Origin of the sequence: Spirosoma montaniterrae (assembly GCF_001988955.1) — a bacterium.
GTDB lineage: Bacteria > Bacteroidota > Bacteroidia > Cytophagales > Spirosomataceae > Spirosoma > Spirosoma montaniterrae.
In genome coordinates this window covers 3,925,248-3,944,824 of sequence record NZ_CP014263.1, presented here as the reverse complement: position 1 = coordinate 3,944,824, position 19,577 = coordinate 3,925,248, and the positions used below count along the sequence as shown (strand labels likewise).

General features: G+C 53.2%; 20 protein-coding genes. 9 read left to right on the top strand and 11 right to left on the bottom strand.

The window, feature by feature from the left end; translation table 11 throughout:
* Window positions 1–47 precede the first annotated feature (47 nt).
* A complete protein-coding gene (locus AWR27_RS17040; RefSeq protein WP_077132280.1) occupies window positions 48–1,103 on the top strand; it encodes a hypothetical protein in 1,056 nt (351 codons plus the stop codon).
* Here AWR27_RS17040 and AWR27_RS17035 read toward each other — a convergent pair.
* From AWR27_RS17035 to AWR27_RS17015, 4 genes are all read right to left on the bottom strand, one after another.
* Window positions 1,098–1,529 (bottom strand): putative toxin-antitoxin system toxin component, PIN family, encoded by a 432-nt coding sequence (locus AWR27_RS17035; RefSeq protein WP_077132279.1) that lies wholly within the window; start codon window positions 1,527–1,529, stop codon window positions 1,098–1,100. The two genes, AWR27_RS17040 and AWR27_RS17035, sit on opposite strands and share 6 nt — an antisense overlap.
* Before the next feature lie 292 nt (window positions 1,530–1,821).
* Window positions 1,822–2,655 (bottom strand): aminoglycoside 3-N-acetyltransferase, encoded by an 834-nt coding sequence (gene aac(3), locus AWR27_RS17025; protein WP_077132278.1) that lies wholly within the window; start codon window positions 2,653–2,655, stop codon window positions 1,822–1,824.
* A 28-nt stretch (window positions 2,656–2,683) separates the two neighbouring features.
* Window positions 2,684–3,655 carry a DUF6624 domain-containing protein gene (locus AWR27_RS17020; RefSeq protein WP_157579252.1) on the bottom strand — a complete coding sequence of 324 codons (972 nt, stop codon included), beginning with the start codon at window positions 3,653–3,655 and terminating at the stop codon, window positions 2,684–2,686.
* Window positions 3,656–3,671: 16 nt separating this feature from the next.
* Window positions 3,672–4,574 carry a ChaN family lipoprotein gene (locus AWR27_RS17015; protein ID WP_077132276.1) on the bottom strand — a complete coding sequence of 301 codons (903 nt, stop codon included), beginning with the start codon at window positions 4,572–4,574 and terminating at the stop codon, window positions 3,672–3,674.
* A 54-nt stretch (window positions 4,575–4,628) separates the two neighbouring features.
* Between AWR27_RS17015 and AWR27_RS17010 the strand changes: the two genes are divergently transcribed.
* The gene (locus AWR27_RS17010) at window positions 4,629–6,014 is read left to right on the top strand and encodes a sensor histidine kinase (protein WP_077132275.1); all 1,386 of its coding nucleotides are present in this window, start codon (window positions 4,629–4,631) and stop codon (window positions 6,012–6,014) included.
* An 83-nt stretch (window positions 6,015–6,097) separates the two neighbouring features.
* Complete coding sequence (locus AWR27_RS17005; protein ID WP_077132274.1) at window positions 6,098–7,759, top strand: NAD(P)/FAD-dependent oxidoreductase; 1,662 nt, start codon at window positions 6,098–6,100, stop codon at window positions 7,757–7,759.
* 5 nt (window positions 7,760–7,764) lie between these two features.
* On the opposite strand, the gene AWR27_RS17000 is transcribed toward AWR27_RS17005, so the two are convergent.
* From AWR27_RS17000 to AWR27_RS16975, 6 genes are all read right to left on the bottom strand, one after another.
* A complete protein-coding gene (locus tag AWR27_RS17000) occupies window positions 7,765–8,118 on the bottom strand; it encodes a tellurite resistance TerB family protein (RefSeq protein WP_077132273.1) in 354 nt (117 codons plus the stop codon).
* Between the two features lie 91 nt (window positions 8,119–8,209).
* Window positions 8,210–8,995: a prohibitin family protein gene (locus AWR27_RS16995; protein WP_077132272.1), complete on the bottom strand. Its 786-nt coding sequence runs from the start codon at window positions 8,993–8,995 to the stop codon at window positions 8,210–8,212.
* An 88-nt stretch (window positions 8,996–9,083) separates the two neighbouring features.
* Window positions 9,084–9,383 (bottom strand): hypothetical protein, encoded by a 300-nt coding sequence (locus AWR27_RS16990; RefSeq protein ID WP_077132271.1) that lies wholly within the window; start codon window positions 9,381–9,383, stop codon window positions 9,084–9,086.
* 80 nt (window positions 9,384–9,463) lie between these two features.
* Window positions 9,464–10,831 (bottom strand): HAMP domain-containing sensor histidine kinase, encoded by a 1,368-nt coding sequence (locus AWR27_RS16985; protein WP_077132270.1) that lies wholly within the window; start codon window positions 10,829–10,831, stop codon window positions 9,464–9,466.
* Window positions 10,828–11,508 carry a response regulator transcription factor gene (locus AWR27_RS16980; protein ID WP_232325861.1) on the bottom strand — a complete coding sequence of 227 codons (681 nt, stop codon included), beginning with the start codon at window positions 11,506–11,508 and terminating at the stop codon, window positions 10,828–10,830. Before AWR27_RS16980 ends, AWR27_RS16985 begins: the two co-directional genes overlap by 4 nt.
* A gap of 223 nt (window positions 11,509–11,731) precedes the next feature.
* Window positions 11,732–13,105, bottom strand: coding sequence for a Gfo/Idh/MocA family protein (locus AWR27_RS16975; RefSeq protein WP_077132268.1), 1,374 nt, complete (start codon window positions 13,103–13,105; stop codon window positions 11,732–11,734).
* A gap of 205 nt (window positions 13,106–13,310) precedes the next feature.
* On the opposite strand from AWR27_RS16975, the gene AWR27_RS16970 reads away from it, so the two are divergent.
* Window positions 13,311–13,931 (top strand): hypothetical protein, encoded by a 621-nt coding sequence (locus AWR27_RS16970; RefSeq protein WP_077132267.1) that lies wholly within the window; start codon window positions 13,311–13,313, stop codon window positions 13,929–13,931.
* Between the two features lie 75 nt (window positions 13,932–14,006).
* Here the strand turns inward: AWR27_RS16970 and AWR27_RS16965 are convergent, their stop codons facing one another.
* Complete coding sequence (locus AWR27_RS16965; protein WP_077132266.1) at window positions 14,007–14,879, bottom strand: AraC family transcriptional regulator; 873 nt, start codon at window positions 14,877–14,879, stop codon at window positions 14,007–14,009.
* Between the two features lie 121 nt (window positions 14,880–15,000).
* Between AWR27_RS16965 and AWR27_RS16960 the strand changes: the two genes are divergently transcribed.
* The 5 genes from AWR27_RS16960 to AWR27_RS16940 all read left to right on the top strand — a co-directional run bounded on the left by AWR27_RS16960 (window position 15,001) and on the right by AWR27_RS16940 (window position 19,551).
* Complete coding sequence (locus AWR27_RS16960) at window positions 15,001–15,765, top strand: SDR family NAD(P)-dependent oxidoreductase (RefSeq protein ID WP_077132265.1); 765 nt, start codon at window positions 15,001–15,003, stop codon at window positions 15,763–15,765.
* Window positions 15,766–15,880: 115 nt separating this feature from the next.
* Window positions 15,881–16,660, top strand: coding sequence for an L-fucose dehydrogenase (locus AWR27_RS16955; protein WP_077132264.1), 780 nt, complete (start codon window positions 15,881–15,883; stop codon window positions 16,658–16,660).
* 1 nt (window position 16,661) lies between these two features.
* Window positions 16,662–17,417, top strand: coding sequence for a (Fe-S)-binding protein (locus AWR27_RS16950; protein ID WP_077132263.1), 756 nt, complete (start codon window positions 16,662–16,664; stop codon window positions 17,415–17,417).
* A 59-nt stretch (window positions 17,418–17,476) separates the two neighbouring features.
* Window positions 17,477–18,892 (top strand): lactate utilization protein B, encoded by a 1,416-nt coding sequence (locus AWR27_RS16945; protein ID WP_077132262.1) that lies wholly within the window; start codon window positions 17,477–17,479, stop codon window positions 18,890–18,892.
* A gap of 56 nt (window positions 18,893–18,948) precedes the next feature.
* Complete coding sequence (locus tag AWR27_RS16940) at window positions 18,949–19,551, top strand: LutC/YkgG family protein (protein WP_077132261.1); 603 nt, start codon at window positions 18,949–18,951, stop codon at window positions 19,549–19,551.
* Window positions 19,552–19,577: the final 26 nt, after the last annotated feature.

Below are 19,577 nucleotides of genomic sequence, written 5' to 3'. Positions count from 1 at the left end.
AAAGTTTTAAACATTAGCAAAGTTTGCACCCAAACCTTTAGGCTTTCGTGACACTCGATATCATTCTTCAACGCATTGCCCGGTTGCAACAACCCGATGGCCTGTTTCCGTCGGTTCGGCGGAACGACTATCTTGGCTACCAGCGAGCCGATACGAACGTTTTTTTTACAGCCGTTACGGTGTTTACCCTGCAGCAGTTGCGCCCAACGGCATCGGCAGGAACACAGCGTCTGATCGATGCGATTACGGAACGGGCCGTGGCCGCGTATCCGCGCTTCCAAAACAAGGACGGACTGAAAACCTACAATTTCTGGCCTACCCGCCCATCCCATCATTTCCCGAATGGCTACGTATTCCACCGGTTCGACCATTTCCGCATTCCCGATGATATTGATGACACGGCAATGGTGTACCTGACCTCGCCCCACACCACTACCGACGTGCAATGGCTCCACGACAAGCTTGCCCAACATGCCAACGGTGTGCAGTTAACCATTCGAAACACCTACGCCGATTACCGCAGTCTGCGGGCTTATTCAACCTGGTTCGGCAAAAACATGCCGATTGATTTCGACGCCTGTGCCCTGAGCAATATGCTCTACTGCCTGTATCAGTACCAGATGCCACCAAATCAGCACGATACTGATTCGCTGCGATACCTGCGCGATGTTGTTGAGTCGGGGCGGTATGCGTCGGAGCCGTTCTGCTGCGCTCCGCATTACGCCCGAACCTCGCTCATCATCTACCACCTCGCCCGGCTGATAGCCGCTTTTGCTCCGCCTGAACTTGATGCCATTCGCCCACGCCTGATTAATGACGCCCGCCATCTTGTAACAAAGACAACCAATCGAATCGAGCAAATTGTGCTGTTAATCAGCTTATTGCGGTTAGGTAAAGCAGTTCCGGCTATCGACCTGAGCCACATTGAGCAGGATTTTGATCGCTTTCATTTTTTCATTGCCGGGTTGCTCACAGCCTACGAAAATCCGCTTCTGCGCCGGTTTGCCGACCGCCCGCTGACACAGATGCGCTGGCAATGCGAAGCGCATAACTGGGCATTAATAGCGGAGTATGTGGGGCTGCATCAGTTTGCCAAACTATGACTTGGTGGTGGTTGAGAAGGCGGCTAAAATAGATTGAAAATCATCTAACCGCACAACGGTAGCGGTCGGAAAACTCACTTTCTGGAGAATCTGGTAATGCCGGTCATTAGTAATGATGTAATCGGCGTTGGCAGCAATGGCTGTGTCAACAAATTTGTTATCGTCAGGGTCGTTTTCGATCAGGAGCCAATAAAAGTGAAGCGGATTTACTTGTATGATATTCGGGAGGTTTGTCAACGTAGCCAGTATGTATTCAGCATAATCGGGAGCATAAAATAATCCTAATTGCTCCTCATATTCCAGCAGGATTTCGGTCGTAACGGCCAATTCGACCCGGCCTATTAAAATGGCATCGTATAACCAGCGATAAGGGGAACGACGTGGGACGGAGACCAACAAACAATTGGTATCAACGATTAACCGCATTCGGTTTCTGCAATGGAGTGTTGAGAATGTTTTTCATCGATTCTTCTGTGTAGCCTCGTTCCTCCCAGATTTCTTCCATTCGGAGATCCGCTTTTTGAGCGAAATAGTTAGCGATGAGTCGTTGTATGTCAGCCGTTTCAACCTCAGAGACAGGTCGTTCGCTAAAAAAACGCAGTAAGTGCAACTGTATGGCACTCAACTTCTGCGGGGTTGTTGGAATTGTCATATTCGCGCTCTTTTGGTTCATGCAAAACAGCAAAAAAAATTACACTGTTCCATATTTTCTATAAAACTAACCAAACCGCTGCTCCAGCCAGTCAACGGCGAAGGCTACCATGTCAGCCGCCGGAACCAGCACCGCCGGAGCGTTGCCAACCTGCCCCCGACGTCCGTTGCCCGCAACCAGAAATTCATCGACAATGGTGCCGAAATAATCGGGTTCCAGGCCGTCAACAACCGGCTCGGCGGTGTCGAATTCTTCGATCATGCGCCATAGGGTTTGTCCGCTAAGCAGGAGCGGGACTTCCATCCGGCAACTATGTTTACCCGGAATTTGGGCCAAATGCTCAGCATGGTGCAGCAGGCTCATGGTATCGAGCGGGCAACCAATCATCAGCACGTTGCCCGCTGCCGATACCAATCTGGCAAAGGGCGAGTTGGGGCCGTAGCCATAATCGAGCGGGTGGTTGGCCGTAAACCAGTTGGCCCGCCCGCCGATAGCCGCTACCGATGCGCCGGGGTTGCCGCTTCGTTGGGCACCGGGCGTTGTCCGAACAAATTCGGCAAAAGCTCCGTGGTCCCGACTGGCGCGGCTTCGGGCAGGGTCGAAGGGAGGAATGTGCGGCTTGAGCGCATCAGGAATGCGCCCCTCTTCATCGAGTGCGTCTTCGTATTGTTGCTCCCAGTTGACGTAACACAGCAGCGTGCCAGTTGGGCCAACCGTGTCGAGCAGGGCATCGATCAGCGTATCGGGGCCATTGAGCATAGGGCCAATTGCCCGCAGCCCGGCATGAACCATAACGGCATCGCCGGGTTGCAGGCCAATTTGTTGCAAGTGCTTGCCGAGCGCATAGCGCGTCCAGTAGGCAGTATCTCCAACGGGTAACGTGGAGGAGTAAGCATGCATAGAAAGGTTTTAGTATTGTGATACAAAACTATTTTTTCGACTTTCTCCCGACGGGTTTGTATAGAATGTCGTTTTCCCGCGCATAATCTTCAATCGAACCAAGGTCCATGTCGGCCCGACGTTTATTGACATTCACTTCGTCGGCAATTGGGTGGAAATGTCGCTTTCCACTCGGGTCAATGGCGATCTGAGAGCCATAAAGTTGTTTCTGACCTTTGTACATACGAATGCGGTCGACTAACAACGCCACATTCGATTTATCCATTTCACCTTCTTCGGCGGCTTTCCGAATTAGCGGTAAATATTTTTCTTGGGTAGCTAACGGTGAGTGCTGGATAATGAGCCAGGCAGTATTGCTCTGATTAGGCCCAACCAAACGTTTGCCAGGATAGCCATATTGACGAATGATTGACTCAATTCTGATGAGATTAATCGAGTCGGTTCGATGTATATGTTGCCATAATTGCTGCATCTGGGCCGATTCATTACCATATTTTTGAATAAGAGAATCAATTTGAGCGCGTGGTTGCTGGTCTGTCTCGTATATGGCTTGCAATTCGTTTTTCAATGGTATATTCAGTTTCAACGCAGCGTCTTTTCGAGCAAACGCTTCGCGCACATAGGTAGCCATATTTGTGCTGCGAACGGCATCAAACTCAGGCGCAATCTGACGGTCGAACCATATATCTTCAGCAATGCCATAATCAACAGTTATTGCCTGATCAATGTACGTTCTTGCTAAATCTTCCCGGCCACACCGATAAGCGCACAAGGCGGCCCGCATTGTGCTTAGCGCACTGTTTTGTGAAATTTGAAACGCTTTTTTATACGAATCCAAACAGAGTTGGCAGTCCCCCTTTTGGAGATGAGTTAACGCCTGCTCTACGGCATGAACGTAAGCAGTGTCTTGGCTAACAGTAGGCAATTTTTGTGCGGGGGCAACATGAGTGCTGAAAACGCCAATAAACAGTAGTTCACTGATCCGTTTCAATGCTTTCATAAAAAAAAGTAAGTTTCTAATACGTCTTCGTCATATCGGCTGGAATAGCGAGCACAAAATCGGCGAGGTTGCGCTGGTTGGCGGTGGGTTTGTCAACGTCATTTAGCTCGACCGATGAAATAGTCAGAATCCTGAGTTGCGGACGTTGCTGCCGCAGATACCAGCTAATCCCTTCGCGATTTTTCGAGTGATAATCGCCGTTGAGGTGCAGCAGCGTCTGGCCGGGTGTCAGGTTTTGCAGAATGAAATGCGCCATCGTCGCATCTTTAATAGCCTGCGCACGGGCGAAGTTAGCCGCCATGTCGCCGTTGTTGCCGTGCGGACTGCCGTGGTTAGCGTCGCCGGTCATCATGTCGAGCATGGCGCGGTAGCCGGGCAGGGTCAGGTCAACGGTCAGCGGCAGCGGGGCCATCTGACGTTTGGCGTCGGCGGGCAGCGTATCGAGGGCGGCCAATCCGTGCCGGGCCACCAAACTGGCATATCGGCGCGGCACGTTCGTAGCTATGAACGGAATTTTCTGTTCGCGGGCCACGTCGACAATGGGTTTGTAGTCAGTATCGAAATTGGGCCACAGCCGGGCCTGAGCCGCTAACTCTTTCGCTGTGATTTGCCCCTGCACGTAGCGCGTAAGAGGGGTTTGGTTATCGGTCTCGAACATTTCGGCACCCAGCACCAGCGCACCCGGTTTGCGGGCCGCGAGGTCTTTGGTAAGCTGAAGCTGAAGCCAGTGGCAAATCGGGTTGTTATGCAACTCGCCGAATAATACCACGTCGGCGTCGGCGGCTTGCCGGAGCAGTTTGGCGTAGGTGGTAGCCTTTAAACCACCATCATAGAGTTGATAAGCCGGTTTGTTGGGGCCTTCCGGATGGGAACGAAACGATGTTGTCATCAGGCAAAGCAGGAGCAGAATAGGGCGCATGCACTAACAACTAATCCCGCCGAAAATTAGTTACTCAACCGTAAACAGGCCATCATGACCATACTCGATACGCTCCGCCAGTTTCCGGCTTTCAGTGATGTTCCCAACGAACAGCTTCAGTGGCTGGCCGACCATGCCGACGAACAGACGTACCCCGCCGATACGGTAATTTACAAAGCGGGCGATGCTATCGATCACCTGATGCTGCTCATCGATGGGCGCGTTCGGCTCGATACTGGCCCAGACAGTGCCCCCGACGAAATAGCCGTCTATACCTCGCATTCCATACTGGGCGTGTTGCCGTTTTCGCGGTTAACAAAAGCTTCGGTTCGTATCACTGCCGAGAAGCCCACATACACGCTATTGCTCCACCGTAAGCAATTTAGGGAGATGGCTCAGGTGGGTTATGAACTGACAGGGGCGTTTGTTCAGCAAATGACCACCCGCGTCCGTGATTTCACAAAGCAAACGCAGCAGGAAGATAAAATGGCCTCGCTGGGGCGGCTGTCGGCGGGGCTGGCCCACGAACTCAACAACCCCGTGGCGGCTGTGGTGCGGTCTGCCGATACGCTCAAAGAGCATCTCCGGGCTACACCCGAAGCATTCAAAGCCATTATGCATCTGAGCCTGACCAATCAGCAGGTCGATTCGGTGAACGATGCGTTTTTTAAAAAAGTCGATCAGAAAGCTCCTGCACTCACCATGATGCAACGGAGCAGCCTCGAAGATGAGCTAACCGACTGGCTCGACGACCACGGCGTTGACGATGCCGTTGATCTGGCCGGGCCGCTCGTAGAGTTTGGCTTCAAAACCGACGATTTAGACTGGATTCTCAACCAGGTTGGCGATGCAAACATGCCCCGCATCGTGAATTGGTTAGTTAATAATTTAGTGACCGAAAAATTGGTGATGGACATCAGCGAAGCGTCGAAACGTATCTCAACGCTCGTTGGCTCTATCAAAAATTACACCCATATGGATCGGGGCGCGGGCAAAGAACAGGTACATCTGCCCGACGGTCTACACAGTACGCTTACCCTGCTCGACTACAAGCTGAAGTCTAAACACATTACCATATCGCTCGATCTGCCCGCCGACCTGCCCGCCATTTGCGGCTGGCCCGGCGAACTAAATCAGGTCTGGACTAATCTTATCGACAACGCTATCGACGCCATGCCCGACAGCGGCCAGCTCACCATTCGCAGCTACGTTGACCGGGGCGAGTTTGTGCTGACAACCATTACCGACAATGGTAGCGGTATTCCGGCAGATATTCAGGACAAAATCTTCGAGCCATTTTTCACGACCAAAGAAATTGGAAAAGGCACTGGCCTCGGTCTCGACATTGTTCAGGGCATCATAAAACATCACAACGGCTCCATAAAACTAAAATCCAAACCCGGCGAAACCGAATTCTCGGTGTGCCTACCCATTCTGTAGTGATGAGTGATGAACGATGAGTGATAAGTTTGCTGACGCGCCAAACACTCATCGCTCATCACTCATCGTTCATCACTAAAACCATGCGTCTTCCTATCATTCTCTCCATTGACGACGACCCGCAGGTGTTGCAGGCGATTCAGCACGATTTACGGCAGCAGTACCGGAAACAGTACCGGATTATGTGTACGTCGTCGGCCCGCGAAGGACTCGATTCATTGACCGAACTCAAGAAAAAGGGCGAAGAAGTGGCTCTGTTTCTGAGCGATCAGCGGATGCCCGACATGACCGGCGTTGAGTTTCTGACGCAGGCCCGGCGTGTGTTCCCCAATGCCAAACGTGCACTACTCACGGCCTATTCCGACATCGATGCCGCCATACGGGCCATCAACGAAGTGCAGTTGGATTACTACATCGCCAAGCCGTGGGACCCGCCCGAGGAAAAACTATACCCGGTTCTCGATGATCTGCTAAGCGACTGGCAGTCAGACTATCGCCCGGCGTTTGAGGGGCTGAAGTTAGTAGGCTACCAGTTTTCGCCACAGTCGCACGCGCTCAAGGATTTTCTGGCGGGAAACCTGTTTGCCTACCAATGGCTCGATATTGAAACCGACCCCCGCGCTCAGGAACTGCTCGATCTGCACGGCCTGGCACCCGCCGACCTGCCCATTGTGGTACTCGAAGATGGCACTGTGCTGAAGCAACCTGCGCTGGCCGATCTGGCCGAAAAACTGGGGCTCGCCCCCAAAGCGTCGCAGGAGTTATATGATCTGGCTATCATTGGCTCTGGCCCTGCCGGGCTGGCAGCAGCCGTTTACGGCGGTTCCGAAGGGTTGCGAACTATTCTGATCGATAAACGGGCACCGGGCGGACAAGCGGGTACCAGCTCTCGCATCGAAAACTATCTCGGTTTTCCGAACGGACTGAGTGGCAGCGATTTAGCTCGTCGTGCCATTACACAGGCGCAGCGATTCGGCGTCGAGTTTTTAGTGCCGCAGGAGGTGGTTTCCATTACGTCGCGTGGGCAATACAAAGACATTAATATGGCCGACGGCAGTGCGGTGGTGGCGCGGGCCATTATTCTCAGCACGGGTGTATCGTACCACAAACTCGAAAATGAAAGTTTAGACAAATTCACTGGCGCGGGCGTCTACTACGGCGCGGCCACGACCGAAGCGTATGCCTTTAAAGGTAAGCCCGTGTATGTAGTGGGGGGCGGTAACTCGGCGGGGCAGGGGGCTATGTACCTCTCACGAACGGCCTCAGAAGTTTTCATCTGCATCCGGCGTCCCGATCTCACCGAAACCATGTCGCAGTACCTGATCGACCAAATCGAGCGGACACCCAACATCACGGTGCTGGGCTGCACGGAGGTAATCGAAGCTCTCGGCAACGAGCGCATGGAGTGCGTCGTGCTGCAAAACATGGATACGCAGGAGCGTCGGACCGTACCGGCTGCCGGGCTGTTTATTTTCATTGGCACCAAGCCCTACACCGACTGGATTGAGATGGACATCATCAAAGACCCGAAAGGCTTTATTGCCACAGGCCGCGACTTAGCCAAATACGCTGACTTCAAAAAAGTATGGAAACAAAACCGTGAACCGTTCGCGCTCGAAACGTGTAGCCCCGGCATTTTCGCGGCTGGCGACGTGCGGGCCGGTGCCATGAACCGCGTAGCGTCGGCGGTGGGCGAGGGGGCTATGGCTGTCAGTTTCGTGCATAAGTATCTGGCTGAGAGTTAAGCTGGTCACAGCGTTTCCAGATCTGCTTTCAGGCGGTCGAGCAGGGCGCGTTCGCAGTCGGAGATGTCGTTGTGCGAATCGGCAATGGTGTGGGCAATGCGCAGGAAATGGAACTTACGCTGCCGGTCTAAAAACCGTTTGTTGGCCTCAAAGTACCGCAGGGCAAACTGATAGGCTTCTTCAGGCGAATCGTTATGAAACTCCTTGAGCGTGAAGGCGCAACGGGCTACGTCGCCAAACGGCTCGGCTTCGAGCAGTTCGCGGATGGCCCGGCTTTCGGCGGAGTGTAGCTGCCCGTCTGCTTTTGCTACAGCATAAGCCAGAGCACCAAGCCCCATATATAAATCCTGAACAGCCATAAGAGTTTAGGGTTAAAAGTGAAAAGTGAAAAATGATTCGTAGTCCTCTGTGCCACCGGCTCATTTTTCACTTTTCACTATTCATTTTTCACTACATCTTATCCGCCGACAGCATCAGGGGCGAGTCGCCACTGGTAACGATAATCTTGCTGTTGGGCGAAGTCGACAACTTGTTGAAGGCTTCGATGGTCTTGAACTTGATGAGCATCGGCGTCAGTCCTTCGTTGATAATCTTTTGCGAATCGCGGATACCTTCTGCTTCGATTACCCGGCGTTGGGCTTCCTGCCGCTCTTTATCGAGCACAAACTGCATCCGCTGGGCGTCCTGCTCGGCGTTCAGCTTTTCTTCAATGGCGCGGCTCAGACCTGCTGGCAGAGCAATACTTTTCAGCAGTACCGACTCTATCTCGAAGCCCCGACCTTTCAACTGGGTCATCATCAGTTCGCGGATCGCTTTTTCAATTTCGGCCCGTTGCCCGGTGTGCATATCCTTCGCATAATAGCGCGACGAAATATCGGCCACCGCCGACCGGAATACCGGCAAAATCACGACCTCTTCGTAGCTCCGGCCAATTTGTTCGATGATCTTCGGAGCCTGCTGTCCATCGACCCGATACAGAATCGATACGTCGGATTGTACCGTTAACCCCTCTTTCGATGGCAGTGGTTGCCGGACTTCGATGTTCATGGTGCGGGTTGGCACTTTGATAATCGTGGTAACGAGGGGGTTGAAGCCCTTCGCGCCTTCCATGAGCGGGGCCGGCTTGATTTTACCGAGCGTGCGTTTTACACCTACTTCACCCTGCCGAACAACCGTGCAGCTACTAAGCACAAGCAGTGATAAACCAACTGAAAGAATGATTCCGTGCGTTTTCATGATCTATGTGTTTGTTGATAAATGGTAGTTCTCAAGTGGTGTTCAATCGAACACATAGCAAAGTTGCTATCGCTGTATTAGACCTTCATTAGTCCTGCGTTAGAATCGAATTAGATGTGTTGATGCGTTGCTGTTCGTGCCAGCGCACCAATTGCCGGTCGGCGTGAAGTTTAGCGGCCAATAGCGAATCATACTGCAACACCTGTGCGTCGAGTTGCCGACGAAGTTGCCGGTTTTCGCCACGCAGCGAAATCGTTTGAGTTATCAGTAAGCCGCTCACCAGCGCGCCAAACGCGCCCACCAGCACCACCGCACTGACGTTGGCCCGGCGACGGCGTCGGGGCATTCCAACGCGCTGCTCCGAGTAATCGAGCGTGTATTTAGTCATGATTTCCGGGTGTTTTTACCTGTAAATTTGCCCAGAGATCGTTAAGTCTGAATTAGGGGTCGATTAGAAAACGGTTAGAGTTACCGTATCGTTGGCAATACCATCGTAAACGTGGTGCCATTCTGATGAGACGATTCAACGGAAAGCTGACCTTTGTGGAGCCGTACTATGCGATCCGTGAGCGAGAGACCGATGCCATAACCGCGTACCTGCTGCGCGTTGCTGCCCCGGCGAAGGGGCTTAAAAATCAGCGGTAACTCGTCGGGCGAAATTGGTGGTCCGTTGTTCTGAAAGGCGAAATGAACGACATTGGACAGCGCGTTGATTTGTACCCGAACAGTATGGTCAGGCGAGAACTTACAGGCGTTTTCGAGCAGGTTGATTAGTGCAATGCGCAACAGCGCGTCGTTTCCTAATATAATGAAATCGTGCGGAACGCCCTCATTTTCCGGCATAGCAACCCGAACGGTGTAGTCTGGATGGGCTTTGAGCAGATCAGAACGGGTTTGCCACAATAAATCATCGACCGATACCGGAGCCGTATTCACCGACGATTCGCCCATACTCACATCGGCCAGACTCAGCAAGCCATTAGTCAGTTGAGTCAGGCCGCGTACATCATCGAGTATCGAGTGCATCACCTCGCGCAGTTCCTGCGGGTCGTCGTCGGCCAGCAGAGCCACCTGAATCTGCCCTGTGATGGCCGTTAAAGGCGTTCGGAGTTCGTGCGATGCATTCGCTACAAAGGCCCGCTGCCCCTGAAAAGCTTCTTCGATGCGGTCGAGCATTCGGTTGAAACGGTGCGAGAGTTGCGCTATTTCATCCTGCCCGTTGCCCTCGTCTAAACGCAAATCAAGATTGGTGGCTGTAATGGCATCGACCCGGCCAACAACCCGGTTGATGGGGGCAAGCGCACGAGCCGCAAACAACCGCCCGGCCAGCAGCACAATAAGTGTAGCCATCAACCAGCCTGCCGAGAGAATCAGGGCCAGATCGCGCTGTTTCTGAAAGCCATATTTATCGACCGCCGACGCCACTACCACAAAATGATTGAAGCGGTCGGTAAATACCACGCCTACAATTTCACGGTCGCCAACGCGCCAGCGTAGTTCCTTCTGGAGCCGGATGCGCCGGAGCGTTTCGGGCGTTACGTCGAGGTAATCGGTGCCGCTTTCGTAGGCAATTTTGTTCTGATTATTGTAAATAATTATTTCTTCCTGATTCAGAACGGTCATCTCGTTCTTGTCTAAGAGCTTAAACAGTTGCGGACTAATTGTTTCTTTCCCAAACAGTAGCTCTGCCGACGTTAAGGCTTCCTGCCGGATGCGTTCATAATATTCGCTTTCCCGATACTGCTCGGCAGTTAAATAAATAATAATACAGAACCCCGCCAGCAACGACGAAACGAGCAGCGTAAACAGGAGCGTCAGGCGGGTACGAATGGTCATTTTTGTTTCAGCATATAGCCCATGCCCACTACGGTATGGATAAGTTTTGCGGGCGAATCTTTATCAATTTTATTTCGTAAATAGCTGATATACACGTCTATCACATTCGTACCAGTATCGAAGTTAATATCCCACACATTCTCGGCAATGTCGGTTCGCGATACTACCCGTCCGGCGTTACGCATGAGGTATTCGAGCAGCGAAAACTCGCGGGCTGTGAGGTCAATGGTGTTACCATTGCGTCGGGCTATTTTCTCGTTGAGGTCCAGTTCCAGATCGGCTATTTGGAGCGCAGCCGGTCCATTGCTGGCATCGGCGTTGCGTTTAAGCAGTGCTTTTACGCGGGCCATCAGTTCGAGAAAATCGAACGGTTTTACCAAATAATCGTCGGCTCCTACGTCGAACCCGGCCAGTTTATCGGCAATGGTGCCGAGGGCCGTCAGCATCAGCACAGGTACGTTGGGTTGTTTGATGCGCACAAAGGCGCAGAGTTCCAGCCCGCTAACGAATGGCAGATTAATGTCGAGAATGATAAGGTCATATTGCCGGTCGGCAATCAGGCGTTTGCCTTCCCGGCCATCGGGCGCGGTTTCAACGGTGTATCGCTGGGTTTCGAGTCCTTTTTTGATGAAAGAAGCTACTTTGGCTTCGTCTTCCACCACTAACAGGCGGGGCATTTGGGTTGTCATGGCGCGTTGGAATATGTGGGCGAATATCGAAAAAACAGTCAGACTATCAGCCTGACTGTTTTCGATTTCACCCCAACATCAGTTTTCACCGATGGTTTCATACAAACAGACAGCCGGCTCACTATGAGCCAACTTATGCCCCAAAGGTGATTGCACCAGTTAAAGGCGAAATTAATGTGAGGTTAGAATGTGGTTAGAATACTGCTTTCCCTCACACCCGCTTCGGGTCGGGGTGTACCCAGCCTTTGCGATAGGGTCGTTCGAGCAGGGCGGTGGCTTCGCGGTCGCCAACAACGGTGCGGGTTTTGGGGTCGTAAACAAGCGGGCGGCCACCTAACTGCATCGAAATATTTGCCAGAATGCAGCTCGCGGTCGAGATGTGGCCTTCTTCAATGTCGGCTACGGGACGGCTGTTGGCATCGATGGCTTTCAGAAAATCGAGCATGTGCAGCCGCGTGGCCGGGGCCGCGTTCAGCTCAATGCGTTCTTCGGTCAGGTCTTCGGGGTACTTCTCTTTTTCATACACCACATCTTTGTGAATTTTCTGCCCGTCTTTGCCCTGCGGAATGAAATCATAGGCCATCGTGCTGCCCCAGAGCGTGCCCTTATCGCCATATAGCGTAAACGACCACGGGTAGTCGGGGTTGTTGGGCGTACCCCACGTCCGGTGCTGCCACACGCAGTTCAGACCGTCGTACTCAAAGGTGGCGTGCTGCGTATCGGAAATGTTCGATTTGCCGTCTTTCTGTACGTAAATGCCGCCCGTTGAACTGATGCGTTTGGGCCAGCCGAGTTTGAGCAGCCACCGCACCGTATCGAACATATGTACGCACATGTCGCCCGTAATGCCGTTACCGTATTCCTTGAACGTGCGCCACCACCGAATGTGCGGCAGGCCGTCGTAAGGCCGCAGCGGAGCCGGACCGGTCCACATCTCGTAATCGAGAAACGACGGCACTGGCTCAACGGGCGGATTGCCGTTGGCCCGCATGTGAAAATAGCAGCACATCTCAACGTGGTGAATGTTGCCCAGCAGCCCGGCATCGACAATGTTTTTCTTCGCGTCGATGAGGTGTGGTGTGCTTTTACGCTGCGTACCCACCTGCACTACCTTACCGTATTTGCGGGCGGCTGCCACCATCGCTTCGCCCTCCAGTACGTCGACACTGATGGGTTTCTGCACATATACATGCGCCCCGGCTTTGAGCGCGTCGATGCACTGAAGCGCGTGCCAGTGGTCGGGGCTGCCAATGATAACGATGTCTAACTGATTCTCGGCCAGCATCTTGCGGTAGTCGCCGTAGAGTTTGGGCGTTTTGCCCGATTTCTGCCGCTGACTGACCAACTTGGCCGCGCCGTTTAGCAGGTTCTGATCGACGTCGCACAGCGCGACTACTTCGACGGGGGCTACCTGAATGAGTCGGAACAAATCACTTTTGCCGTACCAGCCCGTGCCAATCAGGGCCACGCGCCGGGGCGTATCGGCCAGCGGGTTCGACATGCCAAACGAAGGAAGGGCCGACAGGGCCAGCGAAGCCGCCGTTCCCTGCATAAACTGACGGCGGTTGAAGGCAAAAGAAGTCATTGGGATGTAGGATTTGTATGCTGTTGAGCAAAGGTTATTTCGCCGGGGAGTTACTTGTTAATTTGATAAGTACGGGCGAGTAACCCGGCGCATTACTGTAGGTGTTATCCTATTCCTTATAGACGTAAGAAATGTGTGTTAAATCCGGTCAGAAAATAAACTTAAGTTGCCGAATTAGCGTAAAAAACATAAATTCAAGTATAATTTGATAATTGATTACTTTTATGGGCAACAAAAAGAAGCTATGCGTCAAATAGTATATATTCTCTGCTTTACCTTGTTGTCAGGTTGTTCTTCCAAAAAAAAGGATTTGGTGTCTGAACTAAATTTTGATGGAAATCAAGTTGACAGCATTCGCCGAGCCAACGTTGCAAAGAGAGATACATCCTACTCCTTGTATGGCGGTTATCGCTTGAACATGACTGTTTTTCAGTACGAAGCAAGGACTAAACATTTGATTAAACATAAATTACTGCGTCAATTCAGCCCAACAGAATATGCTTTCTGGATAGAATTAGACAAGAAAGATGCACTCCTTGATGTTCAACCGATTCCAATCTTTGCTGGTGGAAAGCTTACAGAGTTAAAGCTGCTTATGTGGGGTCAAGATCAAATTATGGAGAAAATTATGCTTCGTAGATATTTTGACCGAAAATACGGACCATCATTTTACTCACTTCGTAGCGGATCATATTTATGGATTCGCGGTAACGTTGAGATTGAGCTGAAAAGTGAACTGGTAAAAACAGACCCGAATCTTTCACCTATGACGCATAATTTCCTTGTGTATCGAGATACACAGGTTTCATTACTTGGGCAATTATAAAGCGCAAGGTTAGGGCAAATTGCATAACGAATAGCCCCACTCTGTGCATACCGTGCAACTTCCGTTCCTCCGTGTTTAAACCTTGTTCTTAAACACGGCCCGGTACTCTTTCGGGCTTTTGCCGGTGATACTCTTGAAATACTTGTTGAAGCCCGAAAACTGGTTGAAACCGCTGTCGTAGCAAATCTGTGAGATGGGCAGTCTGTCTTCCATCAGCAGCTTGCAGGCGTGATGCACCCGCAGTTCGAGCAGAAACTGCGCGTAAGTTTTGCGGCTGCGCGACTTGAAATACCGGCAAAATGAATGCGGACTCAGGTTTGCCACGACCGCAATTTCGTCTAAGCTGATTTTGCGCTGAAAATTCGCCAGCGAATACGCGTAAATCCGGTTGATGCGTTCGGTATCGGATTCGTCGAATTGGCTGGGATAGTCGGCAGTCGAGAGCGTTTCCAGTTCGTTGGATTCGGCCAGAATCGCCAGAATTTGCAGAAACGTTGCCAGTCGCTGCGGGCCTTGCAGTGTCAGCAGACTTTGCATCAACGGCTTAATCTGTTCGCTAACGGGGCCATGTAGTCGAATGCCTTGTTTTGCCCTCGCGAACAGGGCCGCGATGGGTCGATTTTCGGGTAGTTTCAGAAACGTTTCGCCCCAGAAATCGTCGCGAAAATGCACGACCGTAGCCTGGGCCAGCAAGCCCGCCCGGTTCTCAAAATATTCTTTATCGCATCGCCAGTAATGCGGCAGATTCGCGCCAATCAGCAGCACGTCGCCCGCCTGAAAATGCGCGATGCTATCGCCAATGAACTGTGTGCCGCTCCCCTGCTCGATGTGCAGCAGTTCGAGTTCGGGATGGTAATGCCAGCGGTCGTAAAAATACAGCACCACGTCGCGCCGGACGTAAAACGAGTAATCAGACGACGATGGAACGCGCAGCAGTTGTGGTTTCATACCAGTTTATTGGCGTACTATTTACTCAATATAAGAATTCTGAGCTAATATAATGGTAAAAGTAGTTAATGCAGTGAAATTACTTCATGGAATAAATCAAGTAGTTTGCTGTATAAAAACTATGTTCTCACTCCAACAGAAAACAGCTATCGTTACGGGCGGGGGCAGCGGCATTGGTCGGGCCATCTCCACACTTTTTGCCCGGCAGGGTGCTACGGTGCATATTCTCGAACGCAACGCCGAGGCCGCTCAGGAAGTAATCGACCAACTCGCCGACGAAGGAATAACAGCCCACAGCCATGCCTGCGACGTCTCGGACCAACAGGCCGTTTTACAGACGTTCGACGCGATTGGCCCGTTTCAGATTCTGGTCAATAACGCCGGTATTGCCCACGTAGGGCGGCTCGACCAAACCACCGAAGACGACTTCGACCGCATTCTGCGCGTGAACGTGAAGGGCGTATATAATTGCCTGTATGCGGGCGTTCCGGTGTTGCAGGCACAGGGCGGGGGCGTGGTGCTGAACATGTCGTCTATTGCGGCTATGGTGGGTATTCCCGACCGGTTTGCTTATACGGCCAGTAAAGGGGCCGTTCAGGCCATGACACTGTCGGTTGCCCGCGATTATCTGGCGCAGAACATTCGCTGCAACTGCATTTCGCCCGCACGGGTGCATACGCCCTTTGTCGATGGGTTTATTGCCAAAAATTACCCCGGTCAGGAAGATGCCATTTTTGAGAAACTCTCGAAGAGCCAGCCGATTGGCCGCATGGGTAAGCCCGACGAAATTGCCGCGCTGGCACTGTATCTCTGCTCCGACGAGGCTGGTTTCATCACCGGCTGCGACTACCCGATTGACGGCGGATTTGTGCGGTTGAATAATTAATGCCCTCACCCCGGCCCCACTTCCAATGCGGGAGAGGGGAGCACTGCTCCCGGATGGCTCACCCCTCTCCCGTTCTGGGAGAGGGGCCGGGGGTGAGGGAAAACTACAAACCCATATGAACCTGAACTTAGACCAGAAAATCATTATCGTCACGGGTGGGGCAAAGGGCATTGGCGAAGGCATTAGCCGAACGCTTGCCGCCGAAGGTGCCGTTCCGGTCATTGTAGGCCGCTCAACTACCGATAACGACCGGGCCGTGACAACCATTCAGGAAGCGGGGGGGCAGGCGTTTGCCATCACTGCCGAACTGACCGACCCCGAAGCTTGCCGCCGGGCCGTTGAGCAAACCGTTTCGGCGTTCGGGCGCATCGACGGATTGGTGAACAACGCGGGCGTGAATGATGGCGTTGGCCTGGAAAGCGGCTCGTATGAAGCATTCATGGCGTCGCTGCACAAGAACCTCGTGCATTATTACCTTATGGCGCAGCACGCGCTGCCGTACCTGAAAACAGCGCGGGGCAGCATCGTGAACATCGGCTCAAAAACCGCTGAAACGGGGCAGGGAAACACCTCGGCTTATGCCGCAGCCAATGGCGGACGCAACGCCCTCACCCGCGAGTGGGCCGTTGAACTGCTGCCCTACGGCATCCGGGTCAACGCCGTGATTGTAGCCGAATGTTACACACCCCTCTACGAAAACTGGATTAAAACGTTCGACAACCCCGACGAAAAATTAGCCAGCATCACAGCCAAAATCCCGCTGGGGCAACGCATGACCACCGCCGACGAAATTGCCAGCATGGTAGCCTTTCTGCTGTCGGAACGGTCGAGCCACACCACGGGGCAGTTGCTCCACGTCGATGGTGGCTACGTACATTTAGACCGGGCCATTTAACATGAACGTAGGCTTATTCATACCCTGTTACGTCGACCAGTTCTACCCGCAGGTAGCGCGGGCAACGCTGCAACTGCTGGAGTCGCTGGGCTGCACCGTCGCGTATCCGCTCGATCAGACCTGCTGCGGCCAACCGATGGCAAACGCTGGCTACGCGCACCTGACCGACGGCTGCAATCAGAACTTCATTCGCAACTTTTCGGGCTTCGACTACATCGTGGCCCCGTCGGGCAGTTGTACGCTGCACATCAAGCACCACCTGCACGGCAAGGGTGACACCGACGAACGGGCCGCCCAGCAGATTCAGAGCCGGATTTATGAACTGACCGAGTTCCTGACCGACGTGTTGCGGGTCGAATCGTTACCGACGCGGTTGCCGCAGCGAACGGTTGTTGGACTGCACCAGAGTTGCCACGGGCAGCGCGGGCTGAACCTCGCGCCCATGTCGGAACTGATGCGCGAACAGGGCATCTCGAAACCGGCTTATCTGCTGCGTTTGGTAGAAGGTTTGGAATTGGTTGATTTAGACCGGCGCGACGAATGCTGCGGCTTTGGCGGCACGTTCTGCGTAACAGAAGAAGCTATTTCGGTAAAGATGGGAAAAGACCGCCTTGCCGACCACCAACGGCATGGCGTTGAGGTCATTACGGGCGTCGACGTCTCGTGCCTGATGCACTTGCAGGGTATTTTGCGTAGGCAGAAAAGCTCCGTTCAGGTAAAGCATATCGCGGAATTATTAGTTAAAAGTGAAAAATGAAAAGTGATTGCCAATAAGCAGTACAACTTTTCATTTTTCACTCTTCACTCTTCATAAAGATGAACCACGCTGAAGCCGCTGTTGCGTTTAACCGCGACGAAAACCGCGTTGACTGGCACGACGAAACGCTCTGGTTCGTGCGTAGCAAACGCGACCGGGCCGCGCAGACCCTGCCCGAATGGGAACAACTGCGCGAGGCCGCGTCGCAGATCAAAAACCATGTGCTGTCGAACATGCACGATTTACTGACGCAGTTCGAGCAGAATGCCCTTGCTAATGGTATTACGGTGCATTGGGCCGCCGATGCCGCCGAACACAACGCCATTGTGCATAAAATTCTGGTCGATAACGGCGTGAATCGGATGGTAAAGTCGAAGTCGATGCTGACGGAAGAGTGCCATCTGAACCCCTACCTGACCGAACGCGGCATCGAGGTAATCGACTCCGACCTGGGCGAGCGGATTGTGCAGATGCGGAACGAACCACCGAGCCACATTGTGATGCCTGCCATCCACCTCAAACGGGCCGACGTTGGCGATACGTTCCACAAACATCTCGGCACCGAAGCCGGAGCCACTGACCCGCAATACCTGACCGAAGCCGCCCGTCAACACCTGCGCGATACGTTTCTGACCCGGCGCGTGGCCCTTACGGGCGTCAACTTCGCCATTGCCGAAACGGGTGGGTTTGTGGTCTGCACTAACGAGGGCAACGCCGATATGGGCGTACATTTAGCCGACGTACACATTGCCTGCATGGGCTTCGAGAAAATTATACCCCGCGCCGAACACCTCAGCGTCTTTCTACGGTTGCTGGCCCGTTCGGCCACCGGACAACCCATCACGACCTTTTCAAGCCATTTTCATAAGCCCCGACGTGGATACGGACGCCGTGGAGACGGACGCCGTGGAGACGGAAGACCCGGTCAGCAAATGCACATCGTGATTGTCGATAATGGGCGCAGCCGACAATTGGGACGGCCCGAATTTCGGAATTCGCTGAAGTGCATCCGGTGTGCGGCCTGCCTCAACACCTGCCCCGTATACCGGCGCAGCGGGGGCCATAGCTACCACTCGGCCATTGCCGGGCCGATTGGCTCCATTCTGGCTCCTAACATCGACATGAAACAGAATGCCGATTTGCCCTTCGCCAGCACACTCTGCGGCTCGTGCAGCAACGTATGTCCGGTCAAAATCGACATTCACGAGCAGTTGTATAAGTGGCGGCAGGTGCTGATGCAGGAAGGCTACGGCCCCACGGCCAAAACCGTGTCGATGCGGGCGATGGCGGGCGTTTTGGAGTCGCCCCGGCTGTATCGGCTGGCGGGTAAAGTGGGGCGTGGCGTGTTGCGATTCGCGCCCGTTCTGGCCGAAAACAACCTAAACCCCTGGTATCAGCACCGCGACATGCCCGAAGCACCGGGCGAAAGTTTCCGGGAATGGTACGTGAAACGAGTGATGAGTGATGAACGATGAGTATTTAAAGCACCAGCAATACTCATCACTCATCGTTCATCACTCATCATTAAAAAATGTCTCGTAATCAGATTCTTTCCGCCATTCGTGCCAATCAGCCGGAGCCGTTGCCGCTGCCGGAGCAGTTCCGGTTTCAGACGCACTACGACGACCTTGCGGCCCACTTTGCCGACATGCTCTCGTTTGTGGGCGCGAAACCCGTGCCTGTATCCGACTATGCCGCGATTGAAGCACACCTGCGCGAAACCTACGCCGACGTGTCGAACATTGCCACCACGTTGCCCCAACTGACGCATATAGCCGACTTCGACCTGTCGAACGTGGCCGACCCGCATGAGTTGGCTGGGCTGAACCTGGCAATCATCGAAGGGCAGTTGGGCGTGGCCGAGAACGCGGCTATCTGGATCGACGAGCGCAACCTGTCGGCGTCGGGTGGGATGGTATTGCGGGTGCTGCCGATGATTACGCAGTACCTCGCCATTGTGATTCAACGGTCGAGCCTTGTTGCCAACATGCACGATGCCTACGAGCGCGTAACGGTCAATCAAACCGGGTTTGGTACGTTTCTGTCGGGGCCGTCGAAAACGGCTGATATTGAGCAGAGTTTAGTAATCGGTGCCCACGGCGCACGCGGCCTGACGGTGTATATTCTGGCCTGAATACGTCTGGTGCCTGTACCAGTTAT

What these genes read in the sequence shown, in the direction of transcription:
- AWR27_RS16950 (WP_077132263.1), top strand. Translation starts at nt 16,662, where the DNA reads ATGAACGTAGGCTTATTCATACCCTGTTACGTCGACCAGTTCTACCCG.
- AWR27_RS16980 (WP_232325861.1), bottom strand. Translation starts at nt 11,508, where the DNA reads ATGCCCCGCCTGTTAGTGGTGGAAGACGAAGCCAAAGTAGCTTCTTTC.
- AWR27_RS17015 (WP_077132276.1), bottom strand. Translation starts at nt 4,574, where the DNA reads ATGCGCCCTATTCTGCTCCTGCTTTGCCTGATGACAACATCGTTTCGT.
- AWR27_RS16975 (WP_077132268.1), bottom strand. Translation starts at nt 13,105, where the DNA reads ATGACTTCTTTTGCCTTCAACCGCCGTCAGTTTATGCAGGGAACGGCG.
- AWR27_RS16985 (WP_077132270.1), bottom strand. Translation starts at nt 10,831, where the DNA reads ATGACCATTCGTACCCGCCTGACGCTCCTGTTTACGCTGCTCGTTTCG.
- AWR27_RS17010 (WP_077132275.1), top strand. Translation starts at nt 4,629, where the DNA reads ATGACCATACTCGATACGCTCCGCCAGTTTCCGGCTTTCAGTGATGTT.
- AWR27_RS16965 (WP_077132266.1), bottom strand. Translation starts at nt 14,879, where the DNA reads ATGAAACCACAACTGCTGCGCGTTCCATCGTCGTCTGATTACTCGTTT.
- AWR27_RS16945 (WP_077132262.1), top strand. Translation starts at nt 17,477, where the DNA reads ATGAACCACGCTGAAGCCGCTGTTGCGTTTAACCGCGACGAAAACCGC.
- AWR27_RS16960 (WP_077132265.1), top strand. Translation starts at nt 15,001, where the DNA reads ATGTTCTCACTCCAACAGAAAACAGCTATCGTTACGGGCGGGGGCAGC.
- AWR27_RS17020 (WP_157579252.1), bottom strand. Translation starts at nt 3,655, where the DNA reads ATGAAAGCATTGAAACGGATCAGTGAACTACTGTTTATTGGCGTTTTC.
- AWR27_RS16940 (WP_077132261.1), top strand. Translation starts at nt 18,949, where the DNA reads ATGTCTCGTAATCAGATTCTTTCCGCCATTCGTGCCAATCAGCCGGAG.
- AWR27_RS16955 (WP_077132264.1), top strand. Translation starts at nt 15,881, where the DNA reads ATGAACCTGAACTTAGACCAGAAAATCATTATCGTCACGGGTGGGGCA.
- AWR27_RS17005 (WP_077132274.1), top strand. Translation starts at nt 6,098, where the DNA reads ATGCGTCTTCCTATCATTCTCTCCATTGACGACGACCCGCAGGTGTTG.
- AWR27_RS16995 (WP_077132272.1), bottom strand. Translation starts at nt 8,995, where the DNA reads ATGAAAACGCACGGAATCATTCTTTCAGTTGGTTTATCACTGCTTGTG.
- AWR27_RS16990 (WP_077132271.1), bottom strand. Translation starts at nt 9,383, where the DNA reads ATGACTAAATACACGCTCGATTACTCGGAGCAGCGCGTTGGAATGCCC.
- AWR27_RS17035 (WP_077132279.1), bottom strand. Translation starts at nt 1,529, where the DNA reads ATGCGGTTAATCGTTGATACCAATTGTTTGTTGGTCTCCGTCCCACGT.
- AWR27_RS17000 (WP_077132273.1), bottom strand. Translation starts at nt 8,118, where the DNA reads ATGGCTGTTCAGGATTTATATATGGGGCTTGGTGCTCTGGCTTATGCT.